General features: G+C 70.0%; 20 protein-coding genes and 1 riboswitch. Of the genes, 15 read left to right on the forward strand and 5 right to left on the reverse strand.

The features are described from left to right. Genes cobN through cobJ form a run of 5 tightly spaced genes read left to right on the forward strand, consistent with a single transcriptional unit; the run spans position 1 to position 6,464 of the window. Positions 1 to 3,273, forward strand: a complete 3,273-nt coding sequence (gene cobN / locus IE187_RS17575) for a cobaltochelatase subunit CobN (protein WP_189677321.1) — start codon at positions 1 to 3, stop codon at positions 3,271 to 3,273. Next, a complete protein-coding gene (locus IE187_RS17580) occupies positions 3,270 to 4,373 on the forward strand; it encodes a ferredoxin-like domain-containing protein (RefSeq protein ID WP_189677322.1) in 1,104 nt (367 codons plus the stop codon). The genes cobN and IE187_RS17580 overlap by 4 nt, the downstream gene beginning before the upstream one ends. Beyond that, positions 4,373 to 5,002, forward strand: a complete 630-nt coding sequence (locus tag IE187_RS17585) for a precorrin-8X methylmutase (RefSeq protein WP_189677323.1) — start codon at positions 4,373 to 4,375, stop codon at positions 5,000 to 5,002. The genes IE187_RS17580 and IE187_RS17585 overlap by 1 nt, the downstream gene beginning before the upstream one ends. Next, positions 4,999 to 5,724: a precorrin-2 C(20)-methyltransferase gene (gene cobI / locus IE187_RS17590; protein WP_189677324.1), complete on the forward strand. Its 726-nt coding sequence runs from the start codon at positions 4,999 to 5,001 to the stop codon at positions 5,722 to 5,724. The genes IE187_RS17585 and cobI overlap by 4 nt, the downstream gene beginning before the upstream one ends. Then, positions 5,721 to 6,464 (forward strand): precorrin-3B C(17)-methyltransferase, encoded by a 744-nt coding sequence (gene cobJ, locus IE187_RS17595; RefSeq protein WP_189677325.1) that lies wholly within the window; start codon positions 5,721 to 5,723, stop codon positions 6,462 to 6,464. Before cobI ends, cobJ begins: the two co-directional genes overlap by 4 nt. Here the strand turns inward: cobJ and IE187_RS17600 are convergent. Continuing rightward, entirely contained in the window at positions 6,440 to 7,189 is a 750-nt protein-coding gene (locus tag IE187_RS17600; protein WP_189677326.1) for a cobalt-precorrin-6A reductase, read from the reverse strand. The genes cobJ and IE187_RS17600 overlap by 25 nt on opposite strands. Here IE187_RS17600 and cbiE point away from each other — a divergent pair. From cbiE to IE187_RS17640, 8 genes are all read left to right on the forward strand, one after another. Then, positions 7,188 to 8,396 carry a precorrin-6y C5,15-methyltransferase (decarboxylating) subunit CbiE gene (gene cbiE, locus IE187_RS17605; RefSeq protein WP_189677327.1) on the forward strand — a complete coding sequence of 403 codons (1,209 nt, stop codon included), beginning with the start codon at positions 7,188 to 7,190 and terminating at the stop codon, positions 8,394 to 8,396. The two genes, IE187_RS17600 and cbiE, sit on opposite strands and share 2 nt — an antisense overlap. After that, entirely contained in the window at positions 8,378 to 8,758 is a 381-nt protein-coding gene (locus IE187_RS17610) for a cobalamin biosynthesis protein (RefSeq protein ID WP_229839481.1), read from the forward strand. The genes cbiE and IE187_RS17610 overlap by 19 nt, the downstream gene beginning before the upstream one ends. Next, complete coding sequence (gene cobM / locus IE187_RS17615; protein ID WP_189677328.1) at positions 8,755 to 9,540, forward strand: precorrin-4 C(11)-methyltransferase; 786 nt, start codon at positions 8,755 to 8,757, stop codon at positions 9,538 to 9,540. Before IE187_RS17610 ends, cobM begins: the two co-directional genes overlap by 4 nt. Beyond that, a complete protein-coding gene (locus IE187_RS17620; RefSeq protein WP_189677329.1) occupies positions 9,537 to 10,844 on the forward strand; it encodes a cobyrinic acid a,c-diamide synthase CobB in 1,308 nt (435 codons plus the stop codon). Before cobM ends, IE187_RS17620 begins: the two co-directional genes overlap by 4 nt. Then, positions 10,841 to 11,569 carry a uroporphyrinogen-III C-methyltransferase gene (gene cobA, locus IE187_RS17625; protein WP_189677330.1) on the forward strand — a complete coding sequence of 243 codons (729 nt, stop codon included), beginning with the start codon at positions 10,841 to 10,843 and terminating at the stop codon, positions 11,567 to 11,569. The genes IE187_RS17620 and cobA overlap by 4 nt, the downstream gene beginning before the upstream one ends. After that, positions 11,566 to 12,324 (forward strand): precorrin-6A synthase (deacetylating), encoded by a 759-nt coding sequence (cobF, locus tag IE187_RS17630; RefSeq protein WP_189677331.1) that lies wholly within the window; start codon positions 11,566 to 11,568, stop codon positions 12,322 to 12,324. Before cobA ends, cobF begins: the two co-directional genes overlap by 4 nt. Further along, positions 12,321 to 12,962, forward strand: a complete 642-nt coding sequence (gene bluB, locus IE187_RS17635; RefSeq protein WP_189677332.1) for a 5,6-dimethylbenzimidazole synthase — start codon at positions 12,321 to 12,323, stop codon at positions 12,960 to 12,962. The genes cobF and bluB overlap by 4 nt, the downstream gene beginning before the upstream one ends. 70 nt (positions 12,963 to 13,032) lie before the next feature. After that, positions 13,033 to 13,270, forward strand: a riboswitch (cobalamin riboswitch). Between the two features lie 234 nt (positions 13,271 to 13,504). After that, positions 13,505 to 14,566 (forward strand): HoxN/HupN/NixA family nickel/cobalt transporter, encoded by a 1,062-nt coding sequence (locus IE187_RS17640; RefSeq protein WP_189677333.1) that lies wholly within the window; start codon positions 13,505 to 13,507, stop codon positions 14,564 to 14,566. Here IE187_RS17640 and lysA read toward each other — a convergent pair. Genes lysA through IE187_RS17660 form a run of 4 tightly spaced genes read right to left on the reverse strand, consistent with a single transcriptional unit; the run spans position 14,490 to position 16,998 of the window. Then, positions 14,490 to 15,866 (reverse strand): diaminopimelate decarboxylase, encoded by a 1,377-nt coding sequence (lysA, locus tag IE187_RS17645; RefSeq protein WP_189677334.1) that lies wholly within the window; start codon positions 15,864 to 15,866, stop codon positions 14,490 to 14,492. The two genes, IE187_RS17640 and lysA, sit on opposite strands and share 77 nt — an antisense overlap. A 40-nt stretch (positions 15,867 to 15,906) precedes the next feature. Beyond that, positions 15,907 to 16,167, reverse strand: coding sequence for a hypothetical protein (locus tag IE187_RS17650; protein ID WP_189677335.1), 261 nt, complete (start codon positions 16,165 to 16,167; stop codon positions 15,907 to 15,909). Next, positions 16,164 to 16,682 carry an SAM-dependent methyltransferase gene (locus IE187_RS17655; protein WP_189677337.1) on the reverse strand — a complete coding sequence of 173 codons (519 nt, stop codon included), beginning with the start codon at positions 16,680 to 16,682 and terminating at the stop codon, positions 16,164 to 16,166. The genes IE187_RS17650 and IE187_RS17655 overlap by 4 nt, the downstream gene beginning before the upstream one ends. 43 nt (positions 16,683 to 16,725) lie before the next feature. Then, complete coding sequence (locus IE187_RS17660) at positions 16,726 to 16,998, reverse strand: hypothetical protein (protein WP_189677338.1); 273 nt, start codon at positions 16,996 to 16,998, stop codon at positions 16,726 to 16,728. Positions 16,999 to 17,495: 497 nt separating this feature from the next. On the opposite strand from IE187_RS17660, the gene IE187_RS17665 reads away from it, so the two are divergent. Further along, the gene (locus tag IE187_RS17665; RefSeq protein ID WP_189677463.1) at positions 17,496 to 18,119 is read left to right on the forward strand and encodes a LuxR C-terminal-related transcriptional regulator; all 624 of its coding nucleotides are present in this window, start codon (positions 17,496 to 17,498) and stop codon (positions 18,117 to 18,119) included. A 256-nt stretch (positions 18,120 to 18,375) separates the two neighbouring features. Continuing rightward, positions 18,376 to 19,143: a bacteriorhodopsin-like gene (locus IE187_RS17670; RefSeq protein ID WP_189677339.1), complete on the forward strand. Its 768-nt coding sequence runs from the start codon at positions 18,376 to 18,378 to the stop codon at positions 19,141 to 19,143. Positions 19,144 to 19,207 lie beyond the last annotated feature (64 nt).

The following is a 19,207-nucleotide window of genomic DNA, read 5'->3' on the forward strand; positions in this document are numbered from 1 at the left end:
ATGCACGTCATCTTCCGCGAAACCCACGGGTTGGAGGAGAGCGCATCGCCGCGCGATCTGGGGCAGGACGCCGCCGATCTCGTGCTCTTGTCGTTCTCCGACAGCGATCTCGGCGCGTTCGCGGCCGGGTGGCGCAGCGCCGTGGCGGATGCGGGCGATGCCGCGCTGCCGAGCGTACGGCTCGCCAATCTCGCCGAGCTGACGCACCCGCTGTCGGTGGATACCTATGTCGAACGCACCTTGGCGGGCGCGAAGGGCATCCTGATCCGGCTGATCGGCGGGGCGGCCTATTGGTCCTATGGCCTGCAGCAGGTCGCCGCGCTGGCGCGGCGCGAGGGAATCGCGCTGGCGGTGATCCCCGCCGACGGGCGCCGCGACGAACGGCTCGAGGCCGCCTCGACGGTGCCGGTCTCGACGCTGCATCGGCTCGCGCAGCTGTGCGATATCGGCGGCGCGGCGGCGGCGCAGGCGGCGCTTGCGCAATTTGCGCTGGCGTCGGGCTGCTATGTGCGACCGGTCCATGGCGCGCGCGCGATCGCGCCGGTCGGGGGGTGGCAAGCCGGGCGCGGCATCGTCTGTCCCGCGGCGTTCGCGCTCACCGCGACGCGGCCGCGGATCCTGATCGTCTTCTACCGATCGTATCTCACCGCCGCCGATCTCGACCCGATCGCCGCGCTGCAAGCCGCATTCGAGGCGCGCGGCTGCGACGTCCTCGCGCTGTTCGCGCCGTCGCTCAAGGACCCGGAAGCGAGCGGCTGGATGCGGCGCTGGGTCGCGAGCCTCGCGCCTGCCGCGATCGTCAACGCGACCGCGTTCTCAGCGCGCGATGACACCGGAACCACGCCGCTCGATGGGGCGGGCGTGCCCGTGTTTCAGGTTGCGCTCGCGACATCGGATCGCGCGGCCTGGGCAGGCGCGCAGCGTGGGCTGTCGCCGGTCGATCTCGCGATGCATGTCGTGCTGCCCGAAGTCGACGGCCGCCTGTTCGCGGGCGTCGCGAGCTTCAAGGACGACGCGCCGTTCGATCCCGACCTGCAGTTCGCCCGCCGCGAGCATCGTGCCGATCCCGCGCGGGTGGCCGCCATCGTCGCACGGGTCCTCGGGTGGATCTCGCTCGCGCAGACTGCGGCGGCGGAGCGGCGGCTGGCGATCGTCGTCTCGACCTATCCGGGCAAAACGCACCAGATGGCGCATGCGGTCGGTCTCGACGCGATCGCCTCGGTCGCGGCGATGCTGGAGGATCTCGCTGGTGCCGGCTATACCACCGGACCCGGCCCCGCCGATCTGCCCGCCATGCTCGCGACGCAGACGCTCGACTGGCCGGTCGCGGAATATCGTGCGGCGTTACGCGGACTGCCGGCCACGTTGCGCGACGATCTCTTCGCCGCGTGGGGCGAGCCGGAGGACGACCCTACCGTCAGCGAGGGCCGGTTCCGCTTTGCCGCCTATGCCAGCGGCGAGAGCATCGTCGCGCTGCAACCCGAACGCGGGCGTCCCGCAGTCCGCGCGGACGAATATCACGATGTGACACGCTGCCCGCGCCATGGGTACGTCGCCTTCTACCTCTGGCTGCAGGCGCGCGGCACGCACGCGCTGGTCCACGTCGGCGCGCACGGCACGCTCGAATGGCTGCCGGGCAAGGCGGTCGCGCTGTCAGATGCCTGCTGGCCCGAGGCGCTGACCGGCGCGCTGCCCGTCATCTATCCGTTCATCGTCAACGATCCCGGCGAGGCGGCGCAGGCCAAGCGTCGCATCGGCGCGGTGACGATCGGGCATGTTCCCCCGCCGCTCGAGCGCAGCGGAGGTGGCGCCGGGCTTGGGCGGCTCGAGGCGTTGCTCGACGAATTCTCGAACGCCGACGGGCTCGATCCGCCGCGGCGCGCCCGGCTGCGCGGCGACATCCGCGACGAGGCGCGCGCGCTCGGGCTCGACGGGGTGCTCGGCCTCGACGCGGCGCGCTCGGATGCCGAGGCGATCACGCGGATCGACACCTTCGTCTGCGACGTCAAGGACAGCCAGTTCGGCGACGGGCTGCACGTCTTCGGTCGCGAGCACCAAGGTGCGGCGGAACGCGACGGACTGCTCGCCGCGCTCGATGGGCGACGTGTGGCGGCGGGGCCATCGGGCTCGCCGTGGCGCGGACGAAGCGACGTCCTGCCGACCGGACGCAACCTTTATACGACCGATCCGCGCGCGGTGCCGTCGCGCTCGGCGCACGCGCAGGGCGTGCGGCTCGCTGACGAACTGATCCGCCGCCACTTGCAGGATCAGGGCGACTATCCGCGCGCGCTCGTCATCGACCTGTGGGGATCGGCGACGATGCGCACCGCGGGCGAGGAGTTCGCGATGGCGCTCCATCTGCTCGGCGCAGAGCCGGTGTGGCACATGGGGTCGGAGCGTGTGACCGGGGTCGAAATCCTGCCGCTGCTGCTGCTCGACCGGCCGCGGATCGATGTCACGCTGCGCATCTCCGGCCTGTTCCGCGACGCCTTCCCGACGCTGTGCGCGATGTTCGGCCAGGCGGTGCGCGCGATCGCCGCGCGCGACGAGCCCGCCGATCGCAACCCGTTCGTCGGCGCACCGGCCGCCGCGCGCGTGTTCGGCCCCGCACCCGGCCGCTACGGCCTCGGCCTGGGCGACAGCGTCGACACCTACACGCCCGAGGCGCGCCGATCCGCGGGGGAAGCGTGGCTCGCCGCCTCGTCGCACGCCTTCGATGGCCAGGCCGAGCGTGCGGATCCCGCCGGGATCCGAGCGCGGGTCGCCGCCGCCGATCTGTTCGTCCATGTCCAGGACCTGCCCGAAACTGACCTGCTGCTCGCCGCCGATTATGCCGCGCACGAAGCCGGCTTCGCTGCCGCGCAGGCGGTGACGGGCGGGAATGCGACCGCCTACCACCTCGATGCGACCGATCCCGATCGCCCGCGCGCGCGGCCGCTTCCCGAAGAAATCGCGCGCGTCGTCCGCGCGCGCGCCGCGCACCCGGGCTGGATCGCCGGGATGATGCGACACGGCTATCGCGGCGCGGCCGAGATCGCGGCGACGCTCGATCATCTCGGCAGCTTCGCGCATCTCGCGGGCGCGGTGACGCCCGAGTCGTTCGACCTCTATTTCGACGCGACGTTGGCGCGCGACGATGTTCGTGGGTTTCTGGCCGACGCCAACCCGGGCGCGCTCGCGGCGATGGAGGCGCGCTTTGCGGCGTTGCGCGCGGCGGGCCTGTGGCAGACGCGGCGCAATTCGATCCTCGCGCAGCTGGACGGCGCGGCATGAGCGCGGTGCGTGGCTGGTGCCCGACCGCGTGGCGGCCGATGGCGGCGGGCGACGGCTTGCTCGTCCGCGTGCGGCCGCAGCTCGGGCGGCTCGACCGCAATCAGATGCTCGGCCTGTGCGCGGCGGCGGTGCGGTATGGCAACGGCCAGATCGACGTGACCAACCGCGCCAATCTGCAGATTCGCGGAGCTACCGACTCCAGTTGGGAAGCGCTTGTCGCCGCGCTGGTGGACCTGGCTTTGGTCGATCCCGATCCACAACGCGAAGCCCGCCGGGCGATCCTCGTCGCGCCCAACTGGCAGACAGGCGACGACACGTATCGCATCGCGACCGAACTCGAAGCGCGCCTCGCAGAACTTCCCGAGTTGCCGGGCAAGGTAGGCTTCGCAATCGACGCTGGTGCCGCACCGATCCTGACGACCGCGCCCGCCGACTTTCGCATCGAACGCGCCGCCACAGGCCGTCTGATCCTGCGAGCGGAGGGCCGCGAGCCTGGCGTTGCGATCGCGCTCGGCAAAGAAGTCGATGCGCTGATCGCGCTCGCCCAGTGGTTCGTCGCCACCGGCGGCGCAGAGGCCGGTCGGATGGCGCGCCATGCCGCACCGCTCTCCGACTGGGCCGCCGGCGACGATCGCCCCGCCCCGCCCGGAGCGCCGCTTGCCCCCGGCCGCCATCCGCTCGGTGCCGCGCAGCCGCTTCCGTTCGGCCGGATCGATGCCGACACCTTTATCGCGATGCTAGCCACCTCGCCCGCCAGCGCCGTCCGCACCACGCCGTGGCGCCTACTGCTGATCGAAGGCGCAACCCACATCCCCGCCCCCGACCCGCTCGCCGCGACCGATGCCTGTGTCGGCGCACCCGCCTGCCCGCAAGCCAGCGTCGCGACGCGTGACCTTGCCGCCCGGCTCGCCCCGTTCGTCGCCGGGCATCTCCACGTCTCGGGGTGCGCCAAGGGCTGCGCGCGCGCCGCCCCCGCTTCCGTCGTGCTGACCGGCCGCGACGGGCGCTACGACCTCGCGTTCGACGCCCGCGCCGGGGCGCCGCCGGCGCGCGCGGGGCTCGAAGTGCGCCAGATTCTCGACCATTTCGGAGCCGCCTGATGCCGCATGTCTATGAGACCGATGGCGCCGCAATCTATCGCCAGTCGTTCGCCACGATCCGTGCCGAAGCCGCGCTGTCGTGCTTCGACCGCGACGAGGAACCCGTCGCGGTGCGGATGATCCACGCCGCCGGGCTGGTCGAGCTCGCCGCCCACATCCGCTTCTCCCCCGGCTTCGCCAGCGTTGCGCGGGCAGCGCTACAAGCCGGCGCGCCGATCCTGTGCGACGCGCGCATGGTCACAGAAGGAATCACCCGCGCCCGCCTCCCCGCCGACAATCCCGTGATCTGTACGCTCCACGCGCCCGAGACGCCCGAGCTTGCCCGCGCGATGGGCAACACGCGCTCGGCAGCCGCGCTCGAACTGTGGCGCCCGCATCTCGCCGGCGCGCTGGTCGCGATCGGCAACGCGCCGACCGCCTTGTTCCATCTGCTCACCATGCTCGAAGACCCGGCGTGCCCGCGCCCTGCCGCGATCATCGGCTGTCCGGTCGGCTTTGTCGGCGCGATGGAGTCGAAGGCGGCGTTATGGGCCGAACAGCCGGTGCCGTGCGTCATCGTCGAGGGGCGGATGGGCGGCAGCGCGATCACCGTCGCCGCGATCAACGCACTGGCGAGCCGCACCGAATGACCTGCGGCACCATCCACGGCGTCGGCCTCGGCCCCGGCGCGCAGGATCTGATGAGCGTGCGCGCCGACCGGCTGGTGCGCCAGGCGCGCCATATCGCCTTCTTCCGCAAGGCCGGACGCCCCGGCCATGCGCGCTGTATCGTCGAGGGGATGCTGCGCGACGACGCGGTCGAATTCGCGATGGAATATCCCGTCACCACCGAGATCCCGCTCACCGACCCGCGCTACAACGCCCATCTGAGCGGCTTCTACGCCGAGTGCGCGCAACACCTCGCGACGCTGGCGCAGGGCGGCGCGGATGTCGTCGTGCTGTGCGAGGGCGATCCGTTCTTCTACGGGTCGTTCATGCACCTTCACAGCCGCCTGACCGGACTCGTGCCCGTCCAGGTCGTCCCCGGCATCACCGGCATGTCGGGCGCGTGGACCGCGAGCGCGCGACCGATCACCTGGGGCGACGACGTGCTGACCGTGCTGACCGCGACGATGCCCGAGGCCGAGCTCGCGCGGCGCATCCGCGATACCGACGCGCTGGTGGTGATGAAGATCGGCCGCCACCTCGGCAAATTGCGCCGGGCCGTCGCCGCTGCGGGGCGCGAGGATGCCGCCTGGTTGGTCGAACATGCCGCAATGCCCGACCAGCGCGTCACGCGGCTGGTCGATGCGGGCGCGGTCGCCCCCTATTTCGCGATCCTGCTGATCCACGGGCAAGGGCGGCGACCGTGACCGGCTGGCTCGCCATCGCCGGGCTGGGGCCCGGCGACGCGGCGCTGGTGACGCCCGAGGTGAGCGCGGCGCTCGCCGCGGCGACCGATGTGATCGGCTACATCCCCTATGTCGCGCGCGTCGCCCCGCGCGACGGGCTGACGCTGCATCCGTCCGACAATCGCGTCGAGCTCGAGCGCGCGCGGCACGCGCTCGAGCTCGCGCTCGCCGGGCATCGCGTCGTCGTCGTGTCGTCGGGCGATCCCGGCGTGTTCGCGATGGCGGCGGCGGTGTTCGAGGCGATCGAGCAGGGCGCGCCCGAATGGCGGACGCTCGACGTCCGGGTGCTTCCCGGGATCACCGCGATGCTTGCCGCCGCGGCGCGTGCCGGGGCGCCGCTGGGCCACGATTTCTGCGCGATCAACCTTTCCGACAATCTCAAGCCGCAGGCGGTGATCGATCGCCGCGTGCGGCTCGCGGCGGAGGCCGATTTCGCGATCGCCTTCTATAATCCGCGCTCGAAGGCTCGGCCCGACGGGTTGGTTTCGGCGCTGGCGATCCTGCGCGAGACCTGTGCCGACGCGCGCCCGGTGCTGTTCGCGCGCGCCGTCTCGACGCCCGACGAGCAGCTCGATGTCATCGCGCTGCCAGAGGCTCGCGCGGAGATGGCCGACATGCGCACGGTCGTCATCGTCGGCTCGAGCCGCACGCGGATGATCGCGGGCACCCGCTTCCTCTATACGCCGCGGTCGGCGGCATGATCGATCCAAGCCAGCACCGCGGCGACGTCGTGGACCTCGGTTCGTTCGGGGAGCCACGGGCGATCAATCATCACCACCGGCACGCCCAGGCTGCGCGCGGCGATCAGCTTCGCCTGCGCGCCGGTGCCGCCGGCATCCTTGCAGACGATCAGATCGATCGCGTTCTCCCGCAGCAGCGCGACATCGCCAGCGAGCGTGAACGGCCCGCGGTCCACCACCAGGCCGTAATCGGGCAACCCAACGGGCTCGGACGGGGTATCGACGAAGCGGAGCAAGTAACGATGCTGCGGTTGCGCCGCGAAGGCCGCGACATGCATCCGCCCCAGCGCGAGCATCACGTTTCGGTGTGGACCTGCAAGGGCAGCGACCGCCGCGGGAATATCGGCGACGCGGATCCAGCGGTCGCCATCCTCTTCGACCCAACCGGGACGGCTCAGCGCGATATGCGGAACGCCCGCTTGCGCCGCTCCAGTCACCGCGTTCGCGCTCATCTGCGCGGCGAAGGGATGCGTCGCATCGACCAGATGCGTGACCCGAGCTTCGCGCAGCCACGCCACCAACCCAGCAACCCCGCCGAAACCGCCGACCCGCACCGCCACCGGTTGCGGCTTCGGGCTGGCGACGCGCCCGGCATAGCTCAGCGTCGCGGGCACGCCGCGGTCGGCGAGCGCGGTCGCGAGCGCGCTGGCTTCGGTCGTGCCACCAAGGATCAGGACGTGCGTCATGGCTGAGGGTGTCGGCAATCCGTGGCTGACGATCGTCGGGATCGGCGAGGATGGACCGGCAGGCCTGTCCGCCGCAAGCCGCGATGCGATCGCGCAGGCCGATTGGCTGACGGGGGCGGCGCGGCACCTCGCCTTGCTCGCCGATCCGGGCTGCGAAACGGCATGCTGGCCGGTCCCCTTTGCCGACGGCATCGCGCCGGTGCTGGCGCGGCGTGGGCGCCGGGTGGTGATGCTCGTGTCGGGCGATCCGTTCTGGTTCGGCGCGGGGTCGGTCGTCACGCGGCAGCTGGCGCCGCACGAATGGGTGGCGCACCCTGCCCCGTCGAGCTTTGCGCTCGCCGCCGCGCGGCTCGGCTGGGCGATCGAGGAGACGCAGTGCCTCGGCCTCCACGCCGCGCCGTTCCAGCGGCTGCGCCAGCATCTCGCGCCCGGTAGCCGCGCGATCGTCACCGTCCGCGATGGCGGAGCGGTCGCCGGGTTAGCGGGCTATCTGACCGGGAGCGGCTTCGGCGAGAGCGCGCTGTGGATCCTCGAGGCGCTTGGCGGTCCGCGTGAACGCATTCGTCAGACCAGCGCGGCGTCAGACGCGTTCGCCGACATCCAGCATCCGGTCGCTGTCGCGATCGAGGTCGCTGGCGAGGGCGCGGTACTGCCAGGCGCCAGCGGCCGACCCGACGCCTGGTTTGCGCATGACGGGCAGATCACCAAGCAACCGATCCGCGCGCTTACCCTCTCGGCACTCGCTCCGCGTCCGGGGGAATTGCTGTGGGACATCGGCGCGGGATCGGGGTCGATCGCGATCGAATGGCTGCTCTGCGCCGCTTCGATGCGCGCGCTGGCGTTCGAAGCCGACCCGACCCGTGCCGCCCGCGCGCGCGACAATGCCGCCGCGCTCGGCATGGATCGGCTGCGCGTGATCGAGGGTCGTGTACCCGATACGCTTGCCGACCAGCCGATTCCCGATGCGGTCGTGATTGGCGGCGGGCTTTCCGAAGCGTTGCTCGTGTGGCTGTGGCAGCATCTGCCATCGGGTACGCGGCTCGTCGCCAACGCCGTCACGCTCGAATCCGAGGCGCTGCTCTCGCAGTGGCAGCGCGATAAGGGCGGCGACTTGCTGCGGATCGAACTCGCGCGGGCCGCCCCGATCGGCACTCGGCGTGGCTGGCGTTCGAACTATCCGATCGTGCAGTGGAGCGTGACGCTGTGATCGTCGCAGGCTTCGGCTATCGCACCGGCGCACGCGAGGACTCGCTGTCTGCAGCGCTTGATTTGGCGCGCGCCGGACATCCGCCGGTCACCGCGCTCGCGGCGCCATCCGACAAGACTGCGCTGCTCGCCGCGCTCGCCGAAGCGATGGGCATCCCCGTGCTCGCCGTTGCACCGCCAGCATTGCGCACCACGCCGACCGCGACCCAATCCCCCGCCAGCCTCGCCGCGCGCGGCGCGGGCAGCGTCGCCGAAGCCGCCGCGCTCGCCGCCGCCGGCCCCGGCGCACGCCTGATCGCGCATCGCCATATCTCCCCCGACCGCATGGCCAGCTGCGCCATCGCCGAAAGATTCGATCCATGACCATCCATTTCATCGGTGCCGGCCCCGGCGCACCCGACCTGCTGACGCTGCGCGGGCGCGACCGCATCGCCGGGTCGCCGGTCTGTCTCTATGCCGGGTCGCTCGTCCCGCAGGCGCTGCTCGAGCATTGCCCGCCCGGCGCGCGGATCGTGAACACCGCGCCGCTGTCGCTCGACGCGATCATCGAAGAGATCGCGGCGGCGGATGCGGCGGGCCAGGACGTCGCGCGGCTCCATTCGGGCGATCTCTCGATCTGGTCGGCGATGGGCGAGCAACTCCGCCGCCTGCGTGCGCTCGACATTCCGTTCACGATCACGCCGGGCGTCCCCGCCTTCGCCGCCGCCGCCGCGGCGCTCGAGGCCGAGCTGACGCTGCCCGGCCTAACGCAATCGGTTGTGCTAACGCGCACCCCCGGCCGCGCAAGCACGATGCCGCCCGCCGAGCGCCTCACCACCTTCGCCACCACCGGCGCGACGCTCGCGATCCATTTGTCGATCCACGCGCTCGATCGCGTCGTTGCAGACCTCATCCCCGCTTACGGGCCGGAGTGCCCGGTCGCGATCGTCTGGCGCGCGAGCTGGCCAGACGAGCAGATCGTCCGCGCGACGCTCGCGACGATCGCGACTGCTGCGGCGGACGGCCCCGAACGCACTGCGCTGATCCTCGTCGGCCCCGTGCTCGCGGCGGACGATTTCATCGAAAGCAGCCTCTACGCCCCCGGGTACGACCGCCGCTTCCGCCCGCAGAGCGCCACCTCGCCCTTCAGCGAGTCCGCGACATGACCCCCGGCCTGATGATCGCCGCGCCCGCCTCGGGCACCGGCAAGACGACCGTGATGCTCGGCCTGCTCCGCGCGCTGCGCGACGACGGCTTGAGCGTCCAACCGTTCAAAAGCGGCCCAGATTATATCGACCCCGCCTTCCACCATACGGCAAGCGGCCGGCGATCGTTCAACCTCGACAGTTGGGCGATGCCCGAGCCGATGCTCCACAGCCTCGCCGCCAGCGCGCGCGACGCCGATCTCGTGCTGGCCGAGGGATCGATGGGTCTGTTCGACGGAGTCGCGGCGGCGGGCGCGACGGGCAACGGCGCCAGCGCCGACGTCGCGCGGCGGATGGGATGGCCGGTGGTGCTCGTCATCGACGTGTCGGGCCAAGCGCAATCCGCCGCCGCGACCGCGCTCGGCTTCGCGCGCTACGATCCCGATCTGCGGATCGCGGGCGTGATCCTCAACCGCGTGGCGAGCCCGCGCCACGACCGGCTCGCGCGCAGCGGGATGGCGGCGGCAGGCATTCGCGTGTTCGGCGCGCTGCCGCGGCGGAGCGACCTCACGCTCCCCGAACGGCATCTGGGGCTGGTGCAGGCCGGCGAACATGCCGATCTCGACGCGCGCATCGCGCAGTACGCGACCTTCCTGCGCGAGCATGTCGACCTCGCCGCATTGCGCGAGGCCGCATCAGCTAAACCTCACATCGCGTCCGAAGAATGGCGTTTCGCACCCCCCGCACAGCGCATCGCGCTCGCACAGGACGCTGCGTTCTCCTTTACTTACCCGCATATCCTCGATGCGTGGCGTGACGCGGGCGCGGAGATCCTGCCCTTCTCGCCACTCGCCGACGAGGCGCCCAACGCCAGCGCAGACCTCGTCTGGCTGCCCGGCGGCTACCCCGAGCTCCACGCCGGCCGCCTCGCCGCCGCTTCGACCTTCCAAGCCGGCCTCGCCGAGCATGCCCGCACCCGCGCGATCCATGGCGAGTGCGGCGGCTATATGGCACTCGGCGAGGCGCTGATCGACGCCGACGGGACCAGCCACCGGATGGCGGGGCTGCTGGGGCTCGTCACCAGCTATGCGCAGCGCCGGATGCATCTCGGCTATCGCCATGCGACGCTGCTCGCACCGATGGCGGGGCTGCCCGGCGGCACGGCATTGCGTGGCCACGAATTTCATTATTCGACGATCCTCGACCAGCCCGACGCCGCGCTCGCGCATGTCGTCGATGCCGAGGGCAATGCCGTCGCCGAAGCCGGATCGTATCGCGGGCGCGTCTCGGGAACCTTCTTCCACCTGATCGCGCCCGCGCAATGACGGGCTTCGTGTCCTTCGTCGGATCGGGTCCGGGCGATCCCGAATTGCTGACGCTGAAGGCCGTCGCGCGGCTGCAGGCGGCCGATGTCGTGCTGTTCGACGATCTCTCGTCGGGTCCGCTGCTCGGCCATATCCGCCCCGGCGCCGAGCTCGTCGCGGTCGGCAAGCGCGCCGGTCGCGCTTCGCCGAGCCAGGCGCATGTTTCGCAACTGCTGGTCGATCATGCCGCGACCGGCGCGCGCGTCGTCCGGCTGAAGTCGGGCGACCCCGCGATCTTCGGCCGGCTCGAGGAAGAGATCGTCGCGCTCCGTGCCGCGGGGATCGCGTTCGAGATCGTCCCCGGCGTAACTTCGGCCTCGGCTGCCGCTGCCGCTGCGGCGATCCCGCTGACTCGCCGGCTCAGCGCGCGGCGGGTGCAGTTCGTCACCGGGCATGACGTTACCGGCGGCTTGCCCGGCGCACTCAACATGGCCGCGCTCGCCGATGCCGAGGCGACGACGGTGATCTTCATGCCCAAGCGCACCTTCGCCGCGCTCGTCGCGCGCCTCGTCGAGCACGGCCTGCCGCCGACCACCCCCGCCCTGCTCGCGGAAAATGTCGGGCATCCCGATCAGCGGCTGCTCCGCTCGACGATCGCAGCGCTGGCGCGAAGCCTCGCGACCGACATCGGCACGGCGCCGGCGCTGATCCTCTATGGCCCGCTGATGGAGGAGGAGGCGCCATGATCGACCTCGATCTGATCGGCATCGGCACGGGCAATCCCGATCACCTCACCCGCCAGGCCGAGGCGGCGATGAATGCCGCCGACCTGATCCTGCTGCCGCGCAAGGGCGACGCCAAGTCGGACCTGATCGACCTGCGCCGCACGCTCTGCGCCACCGCGCTGACGCAGCCGGTTCGGATCGTCGAGTTCGACCTGCCGGTCCGCGCCGCGACTGGTGAATACCTTACAGCCGTGGGCGACTGGCACGAGGCGATCGCCGCGACCTGGGCGGCGCAGATCGCCGAGCATCTACCGCAGGGCGGTCGGCTCGCGTTGCTCGTCTGGGGCGATCCATCGCTCTACGACAGCACGCTGCGCGTCGCCGAGCGGCTGCGGGCAGACGGCAAGGCGCTGCGCGTCCGGGTGATCCCCGGCATCACCAGCCTGCAGGCGCTGACCGCGGCGCATGCGATCCCGCTCAACACGCTCGGCGCGCCCGTTGTCATCACCACGGGTCGACGGCTGCGCGAGCATGGCTGGCCCGAGGCGGCCGACAGCGTCGCGGTGATGCTCGACGGCGATTGCTGCTTCACCACGCAGGCGCAGGAGGGTGTCGCGATCTGGTGGGGCGCCTATCTCGGCATGCCACACGAGGCGCTGATCGCCGGCTCGCTTGCCGACGTTGCCGAGGAGATCGTGGAGCGCCGCGCGGCGTTACGCGCCGAGCATGGCTGGATCATGGACATCTACCTGCTGCGCCGGACAGCACTGCCATGACGCCACCGATCTTCGACGCCGCTTTCATCGCGCGCCTGGATGACCTGTTCCGCTGGCGGCGCGACGTCCGGCATTTCGATACGCGGCCGATCCCCGAGCGAGATCTGCAGGACCTGATCGCGACGGTCGCCTTTGCGCCGTCGGTCGGCAATGCGCAGCCCTGGCGGATCATCCGCATCCGTTCACCGGCGTTGCGCGACCGTCTTGCCGAGCATGTCGATACGGCCAGCCACGCCGCGGCCGATCGCATCGCCGATCCGGCCCGCCGCGCGCACTATTCGACCCTGAAGCTCCACGGCCTGCGCGAGGCCCCCGAGATCCTGGCGGTGTTCAACGCGCTCGATCCGCTGGCCGGCCACGGCCTCGGCCGCGCGACGATCGCCGAGACGTTGCGCGACTCCACCGTAACCGCGATCCACACGCTCTGGCTCGCGGCCCATGCGCGCGGCTACGGTCTCGGCTGGGTGTCGATCCTCAATGCCGACGCGGTGACGGCGCTGCTCGACGTGCCAGCGACTTGGTCGTTCGTCGCCCTGCTGTGCCTCGGCACGCCGCTCGCCTCCTCGGATATTCCCGAACTCGAGCGCCGCGACTGGCAAGCGCGCGAACCGCTCGCCGATCGCCTCTTCGAGCGCTGACGATGCGCGCTTGCCCGCGCGCGGTCGTTTCGATACGCCATCACCCGAGGCGAACGGTCCCCAGGATCGCCCGGCTCGTGACTACGCTGGTGTCCCGCGAGGGGCTTAAAAGGGAACGCGGTGAGGGGGTTACCCCGAAGCCGAGGCTGTCCCTGCAACTGTAAGCGGCGAGCGCGCTGCACATCGCCCGCGTCTGTGCGACGGGGGCAGCCACTGGGACGGACACGTTTGCGTGATCGCCCTGGGAAGGCCGTGCAGCGTGGCGGTGACCCGTGAGCCAGGAGACCTGCCGGCGTGGGTCGCTCTTGCCTTGGTCCAGGGGATGGCCGCGGCACGGTGAAGTCCGTCGAGCGACGAAGGTGCGGGGGGCCGCACGAGCAGGCGTGCCGGTCGCGATGGCGTCCGGGCGGCACGACTGTCGCCGTCGATACGGAAGGCCCGCCGGTTTCGTCCGACGCCGGGGGACGTTTCATGCGATTTCGATCGTTCTGCGCGGATTGGGTGACGATCGCGCATCACTCCAGCGCGCAGCGGGCGGCCCGATGACCGGGCTCCAGCCAAGCCGCAAACGGCGTTTGCGGGCGCGCATCATCGCGCTGTTCGCGCTGCTTCTCGCGGCGAATATCGGCGCGTGGATCTGGGCCGGCAGCCTGTTCCACGCCGCCCCTGCCATGCTCGGCACCGCGCTGCTCGCCTGGACGCTGGGGCTGCGCCACGCGGTCGATGCCGATCACATCGCCGCGATCGACAACGTCACGCGCAAGCTGATGCAGGACGGCACTCGGCCGATCAGCGTCGGCCTGTGGTTCGCGATCGGGCACAGCGCGGTGATCCTGATCGCCTCGGTCGCGATCGCCGCCACCGCCAACGCGCTCGCGCAGTTCGAGACGCTCAAGGCGGCGGGGAGCGTCATCGCGACGATGTTCTCCGCCGGCTTCCTCTTCGCGATCGCGGCGATCAACCTCGTCATCCTCCGCTCGGTGTGGAAGACCTTTCGCCACGTGCGCGACGGCGGCAGCTACGACGCCGACGATCTCGACGTGCTGCTCGCCGGCAAGGGGCCCCTCTCGCGCCTGTTCCGGCCGTTGTTCCGGTTGATCACGCGGCCGTGGCACATGGCACCGCTCGGTTTCCTCTTCGGCCTCGGCTTCGATACCGCGACCGAAGTCGCGATCCTCGGCCTCTCGACCGCACAGGCGGCGCACGGCTTCTCGTTTGCCGCGGTGCTGGTGTTCCCGGCGCTGTTCGCGGTCGGGATGGCGCTGGTCGATACCGCCGACGCCATCCTCATGCTTGGCGCGTATGAATGGGCGTTCGTCCGACCGATCCGCAAACTGTACTATAACGTGACGATCACCGCGGTCTCGGCGCTGGTCGCGGTGATGATCGGCGGGATCGAAGCCGCCGCCTTGCTGGCCGACAAGCTCAGCCTGTCGGGCGGGGTGTGGGACGTGGCGACCGGGCTCGGCAGCCACCTCAATCTGCTCGGCTTCTGGATCATCGGATTGTTCGCCAGCGCCTGGATCGTCAGCTTCCTAATCTACCGCTTGATGCGCTTCGACGAGATCGCGGTCGATGAGCCGCCCCCAGCGCTCGCCCCGTAGCGGGGCGTAAGGCGGCCTTGCGCGGGGCCGCCTCGACCTCCGCCATCCAGTGCGGGATATGCTGTGCGGCGAGCATCGCCTCGGGCGCGATCCGGTCGGCGACGACCGCGAAGCGACCGCCATCGACGAGCACTTCGGGCACCAGTGCGCGGCAATTGTAGGTCGACGCCATCGTCGCGCCATACGCCCCGGCGGTGCGGAACACGGCGAGGTCTCCCGCCGCCACCGCATCGATCTCACGCCCCATTGCGAAGGTGTCACCACTTTCGCAGACCGGGCCGGCAATGTTGGCGGTCATCCGCTGCCCGCTCGGCCGGACCGCCACGAAATCGTGGAACGCGTCATACAGCGCCGGCCGCGCAAGATCGTTCATCGCAGCGTCGACGATGACATAGGGGTCGACCGCGCCCGGCTTCACCCACAGCACTTCGGTCAGCAGCACGCCCGAGTCGCCGGCGATGAAGCGGCCAGGCTCGAACAGCAGCGTCACATCCCAGCCGCGCGTCACGCGCGCCACCATCGCGCCGTACGCCGCCGGGCTCGGCATTTGCTCGCCCGGCCGGTACGACAAGCCAAGACCTCCCCCGAGATCGACGTGCGTGATCGTGTGCTCCGCCGCGCGCAGCCGCGCCACAAGCTCGCCGACGCGCGCGTAAGCGGCTTCGAGCGGCGCAAGATCCGACAACTGGCTGCCGATATGGATCGCGATCCCGCGCAAATCGAGCCCGTCGCGCCCGGCGAGACGCGCATAGATCGCCGCCGCATCGTCCAGCGCGACACCGAACTTGTTCTGCTTGCGGCCAGTCGAGATCTTCGCGTGGGTGCCCGCGTCGACATCGGGATTCACGCGCAGCACGGCGGGCGCGCGCAGGCCGCGCGCTGCCGCCATCGCGGCGAGGACCACGCCTTCCTCTTCGAGCTCGAGGTTGAACTGCCCGATCCCGGCGTCGAGCGCGGCGGCGAGTTCACGACGGGATTTTCCCACCCCCGAAAAGACGATGCTCTCAGCCGGCATTCCTGCGGCGCGTGCATGCAGCATCTCGCCCGCCGAAACGATATCGGCGCCATAGCCTTCCGCGGCGAGCAGCTTTAGCACCGCAAGGTTGGGATTCGCCTTCACCGCAAAGGCAAGCTGTTTGCGCGGCACGGACGCCAGCCCGGCGCGGAACGCCCGCGCGGAGGTGCGGAGCGCGGCGGTCGAATAGACATAGGCCGGGGTGCCGACCGCGGCGGCGATCGCCGGCAGCGCGACGTCCTCGACATGGAGGACGCCGTCGCGACAGTCGAAAGGAAGAGGCATGGCAGTCCGTTCTGGAAAGGGTCGTGTGGAGACGCGTGGATCAAGCGTTGCCGTCGTCGGTCCGCTTGTGCCGTCGGTCGCGGATCGCCTGCGCGAGCAGGCGGTGCCGGCTGCGCTCGACACGAAGCGCGGCGGGGACGCGCCTCCCCTGGACGATGAGGACGAGCCCGGTGAGCGTCAGGATGAATGCGACGAGGCTCGCCGCCGCGTGCGTGCCATCGCCATTTGCCACGCGGACCGTAGTGGCGACGACGACCAGCGCGACGCCGAGCCCGCGCCACAGGAGATCGCGCTGCGTCATGCCGCGATCCGTGCCGCCGGGTGATCCGCGATGACCGCGTGGCCGGCGCACAGCGCGGTCCGCTCGGCGCGGATTGCAGCGTCGCCATGGGCCCCGCCGCAGCCGTGCCACAGCACGATGTCGGCCGGAAAATCGCATTCCGCGCCTAACGCCGCAACCGGATCGCCGCGTTCGAAGACGATGCCGATCGCCGGGTCGCGGAATGCCGCCGCGGCAACCCTGGCGCGCCCGATCAGCGTCGGGGCGGCGTCGATGCCGCGCGCCTCGATCGCGGTGAAGCCGAGCGCGCGCGCGAACCGCACCGCGCACAGCAGCAGCGTCCCCGCCCCGCAATCGACATCGACGATCCGCACGCTGCAGCGCTTGGCGGCGCGCAAGGCGGCGAGCGTCGCTGCAACCTCGGGCCAGCGCGTGTCGCGGCAGCGCGGGCGGCGCGGGGCAGCGACGATGCGTTTGCGGGCACTGCGGTGAAGGCAGGACGGGCCATCGATCGTATGTTCGGCAGCATAGGTCATTGCTGTGCACCCGAAAGCGCATTGCGGCGGGAGATCGGGCGCATCAGGCGGCCTTCCGATGATCGCGCGCGGTTTCCCACGGCTGAACCGGCGCAAAGGAAATCGTCGCGACCAGCGGAGACGCCGCCATCTCGATCACAGCGCCCGCAAAGGCATGCAGCTCGCTGCGCGCAAAACCGATCGCTGCGGCACGCGACACGAAGCGGCCTTCGAGCGCGCCGCCGCTATCCTGCACCAGCCAATGGCCGGCGCGATCCTGTCCAACTTTCAAAACCGGGCGCGCTTGGTCGGGCTCCGGGTTGAGTGATGCTGTCATGTCTCGACTTCCTCATGCGGATCATCCCAGAAACCGATACCGCCGAAGCGACGCTCGAGAGCGGATGTCCTTGCAGGAAGCCAAATAGCGACTGCGCGCATAAAGGCGCGAGACTGTTTGGGCGGCAAACGCGTAGAATCCGCGTAATCCCCGCCGGATGCTTGCATCCGTCGAAGCCTGCACGGGCTGCTAGTCTCGTCCTATGGCGCGGAGCCCCGAACACGGATTTTGCGTATCAGGATCGCATGATCGCGCGGGTCTGCGGCGGGTTCGTTGCCGTGGGCTGCCCCCCGAGGCAGCCTCGGTCCGAGGATGACGATCCGGAGCTCTGAAAATCCTGCATCGTGCCGAGAATGGCTGACGACATCAGGAAAACCGCGGCGAATGATCGCTCCGATCAGTGTGATCGGAAAATGGCCCGAGATAGGGCACAAAGTGCGTGGCTTATCCTCCTGTCGGCGGTAGAACAGCCCACAGGAAATGGGCGCACACTCGGTATGGCACAAACGTTGGAACTCCCGTCTGCCCCGAACCGCCACATCCGTCTTGTCAAAGATAGCCCGATTCCGTCGGTGATCAGTGATCCGCGATTGCCCGACAATCCGATCGTCGCCTGCAACGATGCGTTCTGCGATTTGACCGGATATCCGGCAGATCTCGTCGTCGGACGGAACTGCCGTTTCCTCTCTGGCCCCGCGACCGAACCCTGGCTGACCGAGGAAATCCGGCGCGGGGTGCGCGAGCATCGCCCCGTGCTCGTCGAAATCCTCAACTACAAGCGCAGCGGCCAGCCGTTTCGCAATGCCGTGCTCGTCGCGCCGATCTATGACGAGCAGGACGCGTTGCTGTATTTCCTCGGATCGCAACTCGAGATCGACGCCGGCGCGGCAAGCCCATCGAGCATGCGCCGTATCCGCGCGGCGGAAATGGTCAAGGCGCTGTCGCCGCGGCAGGGCCAGGTGCTCAAGCTCGTCGCGAACGGCCTGCTCAACAAGCAGATCGCGGGCGAACTCAATCTGGCCGAAAAGACGGTCAAGATGCACCGTGCCATTCTGATGGATCGCCTGGGGTTGAACACGACCGCAGACCTTATCCGCCTCGCTGTCGAGGCTGGCCTGTAATACCGCGTTATCCCGGTACGGCACAAAGCCCGTATCGCCGCCGCTACCGGCTCATTCTAGGAAAGTGGGGTCGCCACAGCGGCATTGCCGCACCCGTTCAGCCATTCGGTGTGCGGTCAGGGTTACCCTCGCCCGTGTGGTGCTGCTGTGGCGACAAATCTGGAGATGAAGGGGCGCTCCGCCACGACTGAGCGGCATCCTGAATCCCCCCCTGCCCGGCGCATCCGTGCCGCGTACCCTTGCGACGGAGATTCCGATGGATATCGTCACGCCCTTTCAATTCTCGCTCGTCTACAATGCGTTCTCGTTCACCTTCGCGGCGATGGGCGCCGCCACCGCATTCCTCTGGCTCAGCCGTGGGCAAGTCGCGCCGGCCTATCGCACCGCGCTGACCATCTCGGGGCTCGTCACCGGAATCGCCGCCTATCACTATTTCCGGATCTTCGAGAGCTGGAACGAAGCCTATACCTTCAAGGACGGCATCGTCACCGCGACGGGCTTCGCGTTCAACGATGCGTATCGCTACGTCGACTGGCTGTTGACCGTGCCGCTGCTGCTGATCGAACTCGTGCTCGTGATGCGGCTGTCGCGCGAGGAGACGTCGTCCAAGGCGATCCGCCTCGGCTCGGCGGCGGCGCTGATGATTATCCTCGGCTATCCCGGTGAAATCGCCAGCGACATCCCGACCCGCGCGATCTGGGGCACGCTCTCGGCGATCCCGTTCGTCTACATCGTGTGGGAATTGTTCAGCGGCCTCGGCGCCTCAATCAAGCAGCAGCCTGCCAGCGCACAAGGTCTGGTCCGCAAGGCGCGCCTGCTGACCTTCGCGTCGTGGGGTTTCTACCCGATCGTCTACATGGCACCGTATGCCGGGCTGACCGGTGGCAACGTTACCACGACGATCCAGATCGGGTACACGATCGCCGATATCGTCGCCAAGGCCGGCCTCGGCATCCTGATTTTCCTGATCGCGGTCCGCAAGTCGGAAGCCGAAGCCGACGGGCATAAGGGCTATGCTGCCTGATCGCATGACGGCGCTTGCCCACCCGCACCCGCCATCGGCTCGCCGTGCCCCTCCCGGGCGCGGC

It is taken from the genome of Sphingomonas glacialis (assembly GCF_014653575.1).
In the GTDB taxonomy this organism is placed as follows: domain Bacteria; phylum Pseudomonadota; class Alphaproteobacteria; order Sphingomonadales; family Sphingomonadaceae; genus Sphingomonas; species Sphingomonas glacialis.

Bases quoted from the DNA above. Each gene is read 5' to 3' on its own strand.
- cobN (WP_189677321.1), top strand. From the start codon at position 1: ATGCACGTCATCTTCCGCGAAACCCACGGGTTGGAGGAGAGCGCATCG.
- IE187_RS17580 (WP_189677322.1), top strand. From the start codon at position 3,270: ATGAGCGCGGTGCGTGGCTGGTGCCCGACCGCGTGGCGGCCGATGGCG.
- IE187_RS17585 (WP_189677323.1), top strand. From the start codon at position 4,373: ATGCCGCATGTCTATGAGACCGATGGCGCCGCAATCTATCGCCAGTCG.
- cobI (WP_189677324.1), top strand. From the start codon at position 4,999: ATGACCTGCGGCACCATCCACGGCGTCGGCCTCGGCCCCGGCGCGCAG.
- cbiE (WP_189677327.1), top strand. From the start codon at position 7,188: ATGGCTGAGGGTGTCGGCAATCCGTGGCTGACGATCGTCGGGATCGGC.
- IE187_RS17600 (WP_189677326.1), bottom strand. From the start codon at position 7,189: ATGACGCACGTCCTGATCCTTGGTGGCACGACCGAAGCCAGCGCGCTC.
- cobM (WP_189677328.1), top strand. From the start codon at position 8,755: ATGACCATCCATTTCATCGGTGCCGGCCCCGGCGCACCCGACCTGCTG.
- IE187_RS17620 (WP_189677329.1), top strand. From the start codon at position 9,537: ATGACCCCCGGCCTGATGATCGCCGCGCCCGCCTCGGGCACCGGCAAG.
- cobA (WP_189677330.1), top strand. From the start codon at position 10,841: ATGACGGGCTTCGTGTCCTTCGTCGGATCGGGTCCGGGCGATCCCGAA.
- cobF (WP_189677331.1), top strand. From the start codon at position 11,566: ATGATCGACCTCGATCTGATCGGCATCGGCACGGGCAATCCCGATCAC.
- bluB (WP_189677332.1), top strand. From the start codon at position 12,321: ATGACGCCACCGATCTTCGACGCCGCTTTCATCGCGCGCCTGGATGAC.
- IE187_RS17640 (WP_189677333.1), top strand. From the start codon at position 13,505: ATGACCGGGCTCCAGCCAAGCCGCAAACGGCGTTTGCGGGCGCGCATC.
- lysA (WP_189677334.1), bottom strand. From the start codon at position 15,866: ATGCCTCTTCCTTTCGACTGTCGCGACGGCGTCCTCCATGTCGAGGAC.
- IE187_RS17650 (WP_189677335.1), bottom strand. From the start codon at position 16,167: ATGACGCAGCGCGATCTCCTGTGGCGCGGGCTCGGCGTCGCGCTGGTC.
- IE187_RS17655 (WP_189677337.1), bottom strand. From the start codon at position 16,682: ATGACCTATGCTGCCGAACATACGATCGATGGCCCGTCCTGCCTTCAC.
- IE187_RS17660 (WP_189677338.1), bottom strand. From the start codon at position 16,998: ATGACAGCATCACTCAACCCGGAGCCCGACCAAGCGCGCCCGGTTTTG.
- IE187_RS17665 (WP_189677463.1), top strand. From the start codon at position 17,496: ATGGCACAAACGTTGGAACTCCCGTCTGCCCCGAACCGCCACATCCGT.
- IE187_RS17670 (WP_189677339.1), top strand. From the start codon at position 18,376: ATGGATATCGTCACGCCCTTTCAATTCTCGCTCGTCTACAATGCGTTC.